We start from the raw sequence: 11,690 nt of genomic DNA, 5'->3' as shown, positions 1-11,690 counted from the left end.
TCCTTACCCAAGCTTGATTGTGGTTTCATCGGTGAAAGTAGCCACCGGGATGTGCAGGTTTTGCGGGGCGGGGCCTTTGCGGATACGGCCAGCCGTATCATAATGCGACCCGTGGCATGGGCAGAACCAACCGTCAAAATCGCCCGAATTGTTACCGATTGGCACGCAACCAAGGTGCGTACAAACGCCAATCATCACCAACCATTCACCGGCCTCATCCATCGTGCGGTTCACGTCGGACGCGTCGGTAGACGGCTTATTCGGGTTCTCCGAGGTTTGGTCGAGCAAGGTTGCCACGTCAACGGCGCGGCCTTCCTCAATCTCTTTGGCGGTGCGGCGGCGAATGAAAACCGGCTTGCCGAGGTATTTCACCGTCAACTGCGAACCAACCTCAACAGAAGACACATCAACAAAGATCGACGACATCGCCGCAACATCTGCTGATGGATTCATTTGGTTGGCAAGCGGCCAAACGGCAGCGCCTGCTGCCACTGCGCCAGCGCCTGCTGTGGCGTAATACAGGAAATCCCTGCGGGTGCCTGCGTGTTCGTCTGCGTGGGACACTAGAATTCTCCCTTCCGAAGGCCGCATGATGCGGCCCATGTCATGACCGGGCCACGGGAAATGCGCAGCCTTACAGTGTCGGTATTTAGCGGCGTAAATCGCCCACGTCCAGCGGACAAAGCGGCGCAGTTGGGGGTGACGCGATGGAAATGCAACAGGTCGGCCCTGATTTTTCTTCAAAAGCCACGGATTTCGGCAGAATCACTGCGAAAACAGTTTCAAAACCATGCTAGAGGCCAAAGCCGCGAAGAAAATTCCAGAGATGAAATAAATAACCCAGCCCGCGCGCAAATAGAATCGAACCGCAGGGCCAGTAGAAAAAACGGTGGCATAGGTGCTGTGGAAGAACAGGCCTATCGCAGCGGACCCAACAGCCAATACCGCAATATCCACGCCACTCGCCCGCGCTACCGGAAAAAATGTCGTCACGGACAACCATGTCGTCAAAACCTTTGGATTGGTCGCGCTAATCATGACTGCACGCAGCAGTGCCTGACCAAAGCTTAAGTGGTTCGGTGCAGGCGGCAAGCCTTTGCGCGCTCCCCGAAACCCTTGCCAAGCCATGCGCAATGCCCGCAGCGCTAACCAGCCCAAAAGCCCCGCGGCGACCAAGCTCATCACACGCGCGGCACTCGGGATCGCGGCGAATAGCGCCGCAAACCCAAGGCTGGACGCAAGACACCAAAGTGCGATTCCCACTGCCACGCCAGTCGCCGCACCAAGGCCTGCACGCCGGCCCGCCGACATTGCGGTGGCAATGGTATTCACCACATTCGGCCCCGGGGTGGTCGTGTTCAAGGCCACGACCACCCAAACCAAAACAAAATCAGACAGCGGCAGCACGGCTTATGCCTGCGGGGCCGAGGCCTTCATGCTGTCACGACTTGCAAAACTGGCCTCCCATGCCGCCAACAAGGGCCGCCCTTCGCGCCAATTCCGTGCGCCGTGGCGGAAATCAACATAGCCGAGCGCACAGCCAACCGCGATTTGGCCCATATCCAAAGGCCCGTGCAAATGGCTCATCCAGCGGGCCTCTAGCGCGTCCAAGGCGCGCTCAATCTTGCCCCACTGCCCCTCAACCCACGGGTCATAGCGCTTATCCTCGGGCCGCACGCGCGTTTCGTACACCATCAAAATCGCAGCATCCAAAATGCCGTCTGCTGTGGCCTCCAACGTCAATGTTTCCCACAGACGCGGGCCGGCTGGGTACAACCCGGCGTCAAACTGATCGTCCAAATAGCGTGTAATCACCCGGCTATCATACAGCGCCGCCCCGCCCTCACGCTCTAACGTGGGGATCTTTCCCAACGGGTTGTGCGCCAGCGGCGTGGTGCCCGTATCAATCGGCGTGCCGCTGGCCAGCACCAGCTCAACCGCGTCAGAATGGCCAGCCTCAGCCAACAAAACAACAACCTTGCGGGCATAGGGCGAGGTAGGGGAATAGAAAAGACGCATGCTGTCTCCTTGTAATTTCGTGCTGCCTTTCGGCTTCATCTTGGCAAAAATACCTAAACCCGGCACCGGCCCCCAAGTCCAGCCCTATAAGCTGCGCACAGGCGCCTGCATCAACGCCGCAATCTGCGCAGCATCCAGCCCGATCGGGTTAGCCGCAATACCTGCGGCGGCTCCTGCCCTTTGGGCATCCGTCTTGTTTTGGTTCAGCTTCATCGTGCTTTCCACGCTGGCAATCACCAGCCGAAACGGCACGATCATCCGAAACATCCGCGCGACGGCATCATCGCTCATCTTATCCAGCGTCCAAACCGGCTTGGGCGCCAAACGTGCCTCCATCTGCGCACTCACCCGCTCTAGATGCGGGGGCAACGCCTCCTGCGGCAGCGGCTCCAACACCCCGCGCAGATGAACGGCGGCGTAATTCCACGTTGGCACCTGATCCACCGCGCCGTACCAATCGGGCGACACATAGGCATCCGGGCCAGACACCGCCAGTAACGCTGGTGCTGGCAATGCCGTCCGCGCAATCGGGTTTGACCGCGCCAAATGCACGAACACCTCACCCTGCCCCAAATCAAAGGGAATATGCGCCGCCAATGGCCCCTCGGTGCCGTTCACCGACAAAATGCCAAAACTACGGTCGCGCGCAAAGGCCAGCGCGTCCGCCTCGGTTCCGGTTCGATAGACGGGGTTGGGGTGCATATTGCCCTCCTAATGCTTTGCACATGCTGGCAAATAGGCTTGGCGGCGGCAAGGCGGAACAGGGCAGTTTATTGTCACGGGTACAAGCTAAGGCCAGCCCTATCAAAGGCGGGCAACAAAAAAGGGGCAGGCCTAAACCCCCAGCCCCTACGATAAATGTTGACGAACTGAAGAGCCGCCAGTAAATTGGCGGCTCTTTCCTTATTATTTCGCATTATTCCGGAGACGAGCAAGGCACAAACCTCTCGAAGAAATCTTCGACGCAGAAGCGTCGTTTGCCCGTAGCCATTGGCGGATTTTCCGTCAACTTCTGTAGAAGCCCTTTATGCACCCGTTTCGGGGTTCACCCCTCCCCATTTGACGCCCGGGGCGGCGGTAGCGGTCCGGGTCATGGTAAGGTTACCGGATCCGGAGCGGAACGCACCTATGGCTGTCCCGCATGCGGGACTTATCATACCCTAAAATCCAATCGTGCCGTTGTGCAAGAATATTCCAGGATGGCGGATCTTCATCTTCGACGCCGCAATCAGGACGCCTGCCAGAAGGCGGGATGCATCAACAACAATCTATCTATCCAGCTGGCACCGTCGGCATACCGTTCCTTCGGCACTACCGCCAAGGGAGACTCCCGGAATCAATGCAAAGGATGCGGATCGACATTTTCCCTTGGATCCGCCACACGGCGTCACAAGAGAACGGATCAGAAAGGAAGCATCCTGCTTAACCTGGTGAACAAGGTGCCGCTGAGCCGGATCTGCGAGATCAACGGGGTAACCTTTCCGCAGATTTACTCAAAGGTCGATTTTATCTATCGGCAATGCCTTGCGATGTCGGCGGCGCGCGAGGGGGAACTGGCGCGGTGCCTTGCAGGCAAGGACCAGTTCTTCGCCACGGATGCACAGACGATTCTCCTAAACTGGCCTGTCAGGGGTCGGCGCGGGACCGTTCCCCTGTTGCACATGTCCACCGTGCATGCCTCCTCTCAATTCGTAGTCGCATCAACCGTCGACTATGATCCGGATGTGGCCGTTGAGGATGTGGACGAGGCCATGTTCAGGTGCGGTGACTTCCTCCTGCCCAGGGCGATGCGCAAGCATGCCAGGCTCTGGTCCGAGCGAGAGTATATGGATGCAATGCTGCGCAGCCTGCCCGGATTCTTCAACACGGAAGATCCTATGACGGGCGGAAAAATGAAGCTTCCGGGCAAGGGATCACGGGTCAGAAACGATGCCTTCATGTATGCGCATGTGATGCTCGTCCGGAAGCTGACCGGGCAAGGCCTCCGGCAGGCAAACTACTCGGTAGATGCCGACAGCGGTCTTGCGGCCGCCTTCTGTGCTGTCAACGTCGATATGGTAAAGGAAGGCCGCGTCAATGTCACAGAGGTCAGGTTTGACAAGGGCCTGACCAATGATGAGCGCAGCACACTTGCCCGCATGGGAACGGATGCGTTCTATGATCTGGCGCGCCTTCATGCCGGTGGCATAGAGGAATTTCAGGATATTGATCCGGACCTCACCAGAAGGCAGGCCCTTGTGGCGTATCAGATGAAGGAGAGGTTCGAGAATATCCCGATCGAAGAGCGCGGCAGAATCTTGGCATCAGAGGGATGGGACTGGCCGTTCCATACAAAATCGGAACCGCGCAAGTCTTTGCGGCTCAAGACGGATGTAGGACACCTGGACTACGCCGGATTGTCTCGTGTCATCTGCGGTAGCTCTGTCCATCCAGTCGATGCCTGGTTCAACTTCACACGAAGGCGCGTTTCCGGATTTGAAAGGGGCCTACCGACCGCCTCAAACCAGCATCGGATCTGGCATGCCTATGGCTTCTATGATCCGGACATGGTTCCGAAGTTGATCGGAATACTTCGCTTCTACCACAATTGGATGCTGAGGGGGCGGGATGGGAAGACACCCGCGATGCGGGTCGGTCTGGCGAAAGGTCTGATCTATCCGAGAGATCTATTCTTTTTCTGAACGAAATTCTAAGTGGACAATATTGCATGTGATGTTATATGTGATGTCATGATCGTTGTTGATACAAATGTTGTCGTAAGTGGATTGAGATCCCGTCAAGGGGCTTCAAACCTCATCCTCAACGATATGTTGAGTGGTAAAACTCGGTTTGCTTTATCACCAGCTTTGGTTCTGGAATATGAGGATGTTCTGAAAAGGCCCGGGATCCTCGGTCAGAAACCTTCACTCTCATATGAGCAGATCGACGTTATTTTAGATGCACTGTGTTCAATGGCTTTCGAGGTGTCTCCGTGGTTTCGTTTCAGGCCGTTCTTGAACGACCCGAAAGATGATCACGTCATTGAGTGCGCCATGGCAGCCAATGCACAGATCATCCTGTCTGGTGATAAGGTCTTCAATCATGTTGACGTTTCAGCATTTGGCCTGATCGCAATGAAGGCGGGCGACTTCGTATACAACACCAACCTGGAAAGGAGACTGAAATGAACGCTTTTGCACTTCGTATGCCTGATCATCTTATGGAACAGGCGAGAGAGGCTTCTGAGCAGGAGAATACATCCATCAATCAGCTTCTTGTAGCTTTGGTGGCTGAAGGGCTCGGGCACCGAAGGGCTGTCCTCGAAATGAGACGGAGGGCCGCCAAAGGAGATCCGGAAGCCGCGCTTCACATACTCAACAATGTTGTTCCTGACGTTGCTCCAGATGAAGGGGATGAACTGAAGGATGACAGTGATCGCAGCCCTGACTTCTCAGTGTGAAGTTAAAGGCCAAAAGAGAATAAGGCCGCAAATTGCGGCCTTATATCTTCCTCAACATTTATCGTAGGGGCTGGGCCTAAACCCACCCCTTTTAAAATCAAATCACCAAAGGCTTAGGCTGTCAAATAAAGCGCATGGGCGCGGCGGAACGACAGCAGTTTTTTCTGGCTTTCATCCCACAGATGCAGACGGGCGCAAGCTATGCTTTCGCCTATCGTCATGCGCTGGCTTTCCGCCAGGATGGGATGATCTTTTATCACCTCGGTCAAACGGTAAAACGGAATGCGGCTGTACAGGTGGTGCACATGGTGAATGCCGATATTGGCAGACATCCACTGCAATGGCTTTGGCAAGACATAATGCGAAGAGCCTTCCAAAGCGGCCTCATGCAACTGCCATTCATCGGCCTTGCGCCAATGTGTGTCTTCAAACTGGTGCTGCACGTAAAACAGCCAAACGCCGGTCGAGGCCGCAACGATCCAAGTTGGCAGAACCACCAGCAACAACGGCGCCCAGCCCCCAAAGTAAACCAAAGCCGCTACGCCTGCGAACAGCGCCAAATTGGTGCCCATAGCCGAGACCCAGAACGACGCGCCCGATTTCATCAAACCGTAGGGAATACGGTTTTGAACCAAGAAAATATAGGCAGGCCCGATCAAAAACAGCGTGAGCGGGCTGCGGTAAATCCGGTACATAAGGCGGCCAAAAGCCGACCGCGCAAGGTATTCATCAACTGTCAGCGTGGTCACATCGCCGATTCCGCGCAAATCGAGATTGCCCGCAGCGGAATGGTGAATCGCATGTTGGCGGCGCCAAACATGATACGGCGTCAAGGTCAGCACACCAAGGCAGCGCCCAACCCAATCGCTCAGCTTGCGGTTGGAAAAGAATGAGGCGTGACCGCAATCATGCTGAATGCAGAACAGGCGCACCAAAAACAGCCCGTTGAACGCCCCCAAAGCAAACGCCGCCATGTAGCTATATTGCAACAGCCAAATCGCCACAGCCCAAATCGCCAAGATAGGAAGCACCGTCACCGCCAGTTCAAACACACTGCGGGCCGCAATCGGATCACGATATTTGGCAAGAATAGGAAGCCATTCGCGCGCTGACCGATTCTGGTCTGCAGCGGCAGAGAGAGCGGCATCGCTCATATTCTGAATGTTCATTCGGCTGATCTCTTCCCTGTAGTAGTGGCCAACGGCTTTGTGGTCGCTTGGCATTTTATAGTGTCCCGCAATACAGTTAGGTTAATCCACGTCCTGTTGCAATCTTACGCAGCCTTAGGTGGGCTTTGTGTCGCAGTATATATAAACCTAGCCACCACGTAGCAAAAGCCAAACCTTTATTTTGCTTAGCAAAAAACCGCCGGAGTTTCCTCTCGGCGGTTTTTTTAACTTTGGCAAAACATCGTGCGTCAGCCAAGAATATTAGCCTTGGCGCGCTTTATAACGCTTTTGTGTCTTGTTGATAACATAGACACGACCTTTGCGGCGCACGACCTGGCAGTCGCGGTGACGCAACTTCAGCGAGCGGAGCGAGTTTTTGACCTTCATGGGCCTTCTCCTTATCGCGGCGCGCGTGCGCCGATTAAACTTGTGGCCCCCACATAGCGCGGGACCGATGAACCTGCAACCAATTAGGTGGCAAGATGGTGGGCGGTACTGGGATCGAACCAGTGGCCACTACGATGTCAACGTAGTGCTCTACCGCTGAGCTAACCGCCCACGACCCGCAACGATTCCGCCATGTCTTGACCTTGGACCCAAGTTACCAAAGAAAAGGACGCGGGCGGAACCGCGTCGGTTGGCAGGGCTATAAAAGGAGTCGCGCGCATATTCAAGAGCTTTTGTTTAGCATCTTCACGCATCAGGTCACGGCCAAGGGAAGTTCGCGAAGATTCTGTAAAGATTTGGCAAAACAGATTTCTGCGCTATACCTCGGTTAAGGAGACAGCCCCTTGATGCAACCCTTCGATCTGTTCATGCCCGACCGGCACAGCGTGCCCTTTGTTTTTTCCTCGCCACACAGCGGGCGCGATTACGCATCAACCTTTGGTGGCCAAAGCCGTCTTGACGCATTGACCCTGCGATCCTCAGAGGACGCGTTTATCGACCAGCTTTTCGCGTCAGCCCCCGCGCGTGGCGCACCATTGCTGGCAGCCCGTGCCCCCCGCGCCTTTCTTGATTTGAACCGCGCGCGTGATGAATTAGACCCCGCCGTCGTCGAAGGCGCCCCGCCGCATCCGCATAACCCGCGCATCAAGTCTGGCCTTGGCGTGGTGCCGCGCGTGGTTGCGGGTGGCAAAACGATCTATTCCGGCCGCATCACACGGGCCGAGGCTGAAGTGCGGCTGACCAGATTTTGGCATCCCTATCACCAGCAGTTGCGTGATTTGATGCAACAGACGACCGCTGCTTTCGGCAAAGCCATTCTGATTGATTGCCACTCCATGCCGCATGAGGCGATTGTAACGCACAGCCGCCCCGGCACGATTTGCCCCGATATTGTGCTGGGCGACAGGTTCGGTGCTGCGGCCAGCTATGATGTGGTTGCAAAAATCGAAGCCGCTTTTACCAATGCAGGCCTGCGGGTCGCGCGCAACGTGCCTTTTGCCGGCGCCTATATCACCCAAGCCTACGGCCGCCCCACACGCGGCCAGCATGTCGTTCAGATAGAAATCGACCGCGCATTGTATCTGGATGAGGCCCGCGTCGAACCCCGCCCCGATTTCCCTGAATTCCAAGCGCTGATATCAGGGGTGATCACCCAAATCACAGACGCAGGTCAATCAATACCTTTGGCCGCCGAATAACTCAGCTCTGCCACGCCTCACGCGTCAACACATAGCATTTCCATGCTCCCACCGCGCCAGAAATGCCGATGGTGGCGTCATGGTCAAACAACGCACCTGTTTTCGTTGTCGCCTTTTGCGACCGGATGTTTGTGGGATTGATGTGGAACCAGACCCGATCAAAGCTTTGGAACGCATGGTCCAGCATAAGCTGCTTTAGCTCTGCATTGGTCGCCCCACCCCACCAGTCCCGCGCCAAAAAGGTAAACCCGATAGAGATATCCCCCGGCGCATCCTCAACACGGTAATATTGTGAACAGCCGATCACGCGGCCTGAGGCAGTGTCGATCACCGCAAGCGTGCCGCCACTGGCCAACAGCTTTTGGAAATAGAGGCCGAACACATCTGGTCGCCACCGATCTTTGGCCGGATGGCCCGCCCACAACTCTGGGTCGGCAGCAGCCGCCGCCAGCGCCGCCTGATCTTCGGCCGCCAAAGGGCGCAAGGTCAGGCGGCGGCCAATCAAGGTTGGTTGCGCATCAAAGTCCATCCACGCCTCCAGCTATCGCTACCAAGATCATGCGCATCAAACCATCAGCGCAGGTAAAAAAGCCCCGACATCGCTGCCGGGGCTTTTCAATTAATGTACGGCGGCTTCTGCCGGTTTCGGCCGTTGTGACGCACTCACGCGATCCCCGATCACCAACCCGTCAGCACTGGACGAAACAGCGATTGTGGCCCCGTCCATCACCTCACCGGCCAAGATCATCTCGGCCAGCGGGTCTTGCAGGCTGCGCTGGATCACACGTTTCAAAGGCCGCGCCCCGAACACCGGATCATAGCCTTCATCGGCCAACCATTGCAGAGCGTCCGCATCCAGATTCAACGTGATCTTGCGGCTTGCAAGACGGCGCTCCAGCCGCTTCATCTGAATGGTCACAATGCCCGCCATATCGGTCCGCGCCAGACGGTCAAAGATGATCGTTTCATCCAGACGGTTCAAGAATTCAGGCCGGAAATGGCTGCGAACCGCATCCATCACCTGCGCCCGTGCGGGTGCCGGATCGGCCCCATCGGGTAGCTGGCTCAGCGCCACCGCCCCAAGGTTCGACGTCAGGATAATCAGCGTTTGCTTAAAGTCCACAGTGCGGCCCTGACCATCGGTCAAAACGCCATCATCCAACACTTGCAGCAGAACGTTGAACACATCCGGATGCGCCTTTTCGACCTCATCGAACAGCACCACCTGATACGGGCGGCGACGCACGGCTTCGGTCAAAACCCCGCCTTCGTCATAGCCAACATAGCCCGGAGGCGCACCGATTAGGCGGCTAACGGCATGTTTCTCCATGAATTCAGACATGTCGATTCGCACCATCGCCTGATCGTCGTCGAACAGATATTCGGCAACGGCCTTGGTCAGCTCGGTTTTACCCACGCCGGTTGGCCCGAGGAACAGGAACGAGCCCAAAGGCCGGTTCTCATCATTCAGCCCAGCGCGCGCGCGCCGCACCGCATTGGAAACCGCCTTCAGCGCCTGACGTTGGCCGATGACCCGTTTGCCCAGCTCATCCTCCATCTTCAGCAGCTTATCGCGTTCGCCTTCCAGCATCTTGGTCGTCGGAATACCGGTCCAGCGTTCCACAACTTCGGCAATCTGCTCGGGGCGCACGGCCTCGGATACCAGCGCATCCGATTCCTGCCCTTCGCTTTCCGCCAGCTTCTTCTCAAGCTGCGGGATGATGCCATAGGAAAGCTCACCCGCTTTGGCGAGATTGCCTTCGCGTTTGGCGCTGTCCAGATCGGCCCGCGCGCGGTCCAGTTTTTCCTTCAGCTCACGGCCAGCTTCCAGACCATCGCGTTCGGTCTGCCATTTTGCCGTCATGCTATCGGACCGCTCCATCAGATCCGCCAGTTCCTTTTCCAGCTTTTCCAAACGGTCCTTGGACGCGGTGTCGTCTTCTTTCTTCAACGCCTCAGCTTCGATCTGCAATTGCAGAATCTGGCGGTCCAGCTGGTCCAATTCCTCGGGCTTGCTGTCCACTTCCATCCGCAAACGCGACGCGGCCTCATCCATCAGGTCGATCGCCTTATCCGGCAAGAACCGGTCGGTGATATAGCGGTGACTAAGCGTCGCCGCCGCGACCAAGGCCGAGTCGGTGATCCGCACGCCATGGTGCATCTCATACTTGTCCTTAATCCCGCGAAGAATGGAAATCGTATCCTCGACCGTAGGCTCTTCGACCATCACAGGCTGAAACCGCCGCGCAAGGGCTGCGTCTTTTTCGACATATTTGCGGTATTCGTTCAAGGTCGTCGCACCGATACAGTGCAACTCACCCCGCGCCAGCGCCGGCTTGATAAGGTTTGCCGCATCCATCGCACCATCGGCCTTACCAGCGCCGACCAATGTGTGCATCTCATCAATAAACAAGATGATCTCGCCCGAGGCTGCCTCAATTTCCTTAAGAATTGCTTTAAGGCGCTCTTCAAACTCGCCGCGATATTTAGCACCGGCAATCAGCGCCCCCATATCCAGCGCCATCAGCTTTTTGTTGCGCAAGCTTTCAGGCACGTCGCCATCAACAATCCGCAAGGCCAAACCTTCGGCAATCGCGGTTTTACCCACGCCCGGTTCGCCAATCAGCACAGGGTTGTTTTTCGTCCGGCGCGAAAGCACCTGCATGGCGCGGCGAATCTCTTCGTCACGGCCAATGATAGGGTCAATTTTGCCATCACGCGCGGCTTCGGTCAGGTCGCGTGCATATTTCGACAGCGCCTCATAGGAATCTTCGGCGGTCGCAGTATCGGCAGTACGGCCTTTGCGGATGTCATTGATTGCGGAGTTCAGGCTTTGCGCATTCACTTTGCCCGCGACCAAAGCATCTTTGGCATTGGTGTTGGTCATCGCAAGCGCGACCAAAATCCGTTCAACCGGCACAAAGCTATCGCCCGCCTTTTTGGCCAGTTTTTCGGCCTCATCCAGCACGCGCGCCGTTGCAGGGTCCATATAAGGCTGGGCATCGCCAGAAACTTTGGACATCTTGCCCATCGCCAAATCCAGTGCCTGAACAACTGGCGCAGGGTCACCGCCCGCGCGACGAATTAGGTTGGCAGACATGCCTTGATCATCATCCATCAAGGCCTTTAGCAAATGTTCGGGCGCAAGCCGCTGATGGCTTTCGCGCATCGCAATCGTTTGGGCAGCCTGCATAAAACCGCGTGACCGCTCTGTGAACTTTTCCATATTCATAAATATTCTCCTGTAAAAGCTCCCGCCTTTTGGAATGCCCTATTGCGGCACATTCCGGATACGGGCCTCAGTAACAAATTGGGGGCGCTGCGGCGTTGATTCAAGTCAACGTGAAGGGATGTGTCTTTAAATTTGGAAACTAAATCTTCATTCATTCGTTGTTAGTTGCAGTCAGACCGACCTAA

General features: G+C 56.3%; 12 protein-coding genes and 1 tRNA gene. 4 read left to right on the top strand and 9 right to left on the bottom strand.

What is annotated here, in order from left to right:
• Positions 1-3: 3 nt before the first annotated feature.
• From petA to ACEN2J_RS06755, 4 genes are all read right to left on the bottom strand, one after another.
• Entirely contained in the window at positions 4-564 is a 561-nt protein-coding gene (gene petA, locus ACEN2J_RS06770; RefSeq protein WP_442104338.1) for a ubiquinol-cytochrome c reductase iron-sulfur subunit, read from the bottom strand.
• Positions 565-765: 201 nt separating this feature from the next.
• Positions 766-1,407, bottom strand: coding sequence for a LysE family translocator (locus ACEN2J_RS06765; protein WP_442104336.1), 642 nt, complete (start codon positions 1,405-1,407; stop codon positions 766-768).
• 3 nt (positions 1,408-1,410) lie between these two features.
• Entirely contained in the window at positions 1,411-2,019 is a 609-nt protein-coding gene (locus tag ACEN2J_RS06760) for a glutathione S-transferase (RefSeq protein ID WP_442104335.1), read from the bottom strand.
• Between the two features lie 84 nt (positions 2,020-2,103).
• On the bottom strand, positions 2,104-2,721 hold the full coding sequence (locus ACEN2J_RS06755; protein WP_442104334.1) for an FMN-binding negative transcriptional regulator: 618 nt from the start codon (positions 2,719-2,721) through the stop codon (positions 2,104-2,106).
• 497 nt (positions 2,722-3,218) lie between these two features.
• Here ACEN2J_RS06755 and ACEN2J_RS06750 point away from each other — a divergent pair, with 497 nt between their 5' ends.
• Genes ACEN2J_RS06750 through ACEN2J_RS06740 form a run of 3 tightly spaced genes read left to right on the top strand, consistent with a single transcriptional unit; the run spans position 3,219 to position 5,458 of the window.
• Positions 3,219-4,700: a hypothetical protein gene (locus ACEN2J_RS06750; RefSeq protein ID WP_442104333.1), complete on the top strand. Its 1,482-nt coding sequence runs from the start codon at positions 3,219-3,221 to the stop codon at positions 4,698-4,700.
• A gap of 12 nt (positions 4,701-4,712) precedes the next feature.
• A complete protein-coding gene (locus tag ACEN2J_RS06745) occupies positions 4,713-5,186 on the top strand; it encodes a putative toxin-antitoxin system toxin component, PIN family (RefSeq protein ID WP_442104332.1) in 474 nt (157 codons plus the stop codon).
• Positions 5,183-5,458, top strand: a complete 276-nt coding sequence (locus tag ACEN2J_RS06740; protein ID WP_442104330.1) for a hypothetical protein — start codon at positions 5,183-5,185, stop codon at positions 5,456-5,458. Before ACEN2J_RS06745 ends, ACEN2J_RS06740 begins: the two co-directional genes overlap by 4 nt.
• A gap of 113 nt (positions 5,459-5,571) precedes the next feature.
• Here ACEN2J_RS06740 and ACEN2J_RS06735 read toward each other — a convergent pair whose 3' ends face one another.
• From ACEN2J_RS06735 to ACEN2J_RS06725, 3 genes are all read right to left on the bottom strand, one after another.
• Positions 5,572-6,627, bottom strand: coding sequence for a fatty acid desaturase (locus ACEN2J_RS06735; protein ID WP_442104329.1), 1,056 nt, complete (start codon positions 6,625-6,627; stop codon positions 5,572-5,574).
• Between the two features lie 261 nt (positions 6,628-6,888).
• On the bottom strand, positions 6,889-7,014 hold the full coding sequence (gene ykgO / locus ACEN2J_RS06730) for a type B 50S ribosomal protein L36 (protein WP_050521456.1): 126 nt from the start codon (positions 7,012-7,014) through the stop codon (positions 6,889-6,891).
• 96 nt (positions 7,015-7,110) lie between these two features.
• A tRNA-Val gene (locus ACEN2J_RS06725) sits at positions 7,111-7,185 on the bottom strand.
• Positions 7,186-7,421: 236 nt separating this feature from the next.
• On the opposite strand from ACEN2J_RS06725, the gene ACEN2J_RS06720 reads away from it, so the two are divergent.
• On the top strand, positions 7,422-8,273 hold the full coding sequence (locus ACEN2J_RS06720) for an N-formylglutamate amidohydrolase (RefSeq protein WP_442104327.1): 852 nt from the start codon (positions 7,422-7,424) through the stop codon (positions 8,271-8,273).
• A 1-nt stretch (position 8,274) separates the two neighbouring features.
• Here the strand turns inward: ACEN2J_RS06720 and ACEN2J_RS06715 are convergent, their stop codons facing one another.
• Both ACEN2J_RS06715 and clpB read right to left on the bottom strand, forming a co-directional pair.
• Positions 8,275-8,802: a GNAT family N-acetyltransferase gene (locus ACEN2J_RS06715; RefSeq protein WP_442104325.1), complete on the bottom strand. Its 528-nt coding sequence runs from the start codon at positions 8,800-8,802 to the stop codon at positions 8,275-8,277.
• Between the two features lie 90 nt (positions 8,803-8,892).
• Positions 8,893-11,505 (bottom strand): ATP-dependent chaperone ClpB, encoded by a 2,613-nt coding sequence (gene clpB / locus ACEN2J_RS06710; protein WP_442104323.1) that lies wholly within the window; start codon positions 11,503-11,505, stop codon positions 8,893-8,895.
• Positions 11,506-11,690: the final 185 nt, after the last annotated feature.

The sequence above is a fragment of the Pseudorhodobacter sp. W20_MBD10_FR17 genome (assembly GCF_052119765.1).
GTDB lineage: Bacteria > Pseudomonadota > Alphaproteobacteria > Rhodobacterales > Rhodobacteraceae > Pseudorhodobacter.
Note: the sequence above shows the minus strand (reverse complement) of the source record. Positions and strands in the feature narration are given on the sequence as shown.

Bases quoted from the DNA above. Each gene is read 5' to 3' on its own strand.
- ACEN2J_RS06720 (WP_442104327.1), top strand. From the start codon at position 7,422: ATGCAACCCTTCGATCTGTTCATGCCCGACCGGCACAGCGTGCCCTTT.
- ACEN2J_RS06750 (WP_442104333.1), top strand. From the start codon at position 3,219: ATGGCGGATCTTCATCTTCGACGCCGCAATCAGGACGCCTGCCAGAAG.
- ACEN2J_RS06760 (WP_442104335.1), bottom strand. From the start codon at position 2,019: ATGCGTCTTTTCTATTCCCCTACCTCGCCCTATGCCCGCAAGGTTGTT.
- ACEN2J_RS06740 (WP_442104330.1), top strand. From the start codon at position 5,183: ATGAACGCTTTTGCACTTCGTATGCCTGATCATCTTATGGAACAGGCG.
- ACEN2J_RS06735 (WP_442104329.1), bottom strand. From the start codon at position 6,627: ATGAACATTCAGAATATGAGCGATGCCGCTCTCTCTGCCGCTGCAGAC.
- clpB (WP_442104323.1), bottom strand. From the start codon at position 11,505: ATGAATATGGAAAAGTTCACAGAGCGGTCACGCGGTTTTATGCAGGCT.
- ykgO (WP_050521456.1), bottom strand. From the start codon at position 7,014: ATGAAGGTCAAAAACTCGCTCCGCTCGCTGAAGTTGCGTCACCGCGAC.
- ACEN2J_RS06715 (WP_442104325.1), bottom strand. From the start codon at position 8,802: ATGGACTTTGATGCGCAACCAACCTTGATTGGCCGCCGCCTGACCTTG.
- ACEN2J_RS06755 (WP_442104334.1), bottom strand. From the start codon at position 2,721: ATGCACCCCAACCCCGTCTATCGAACCGGAACCGAGGCGGACGCGCTG.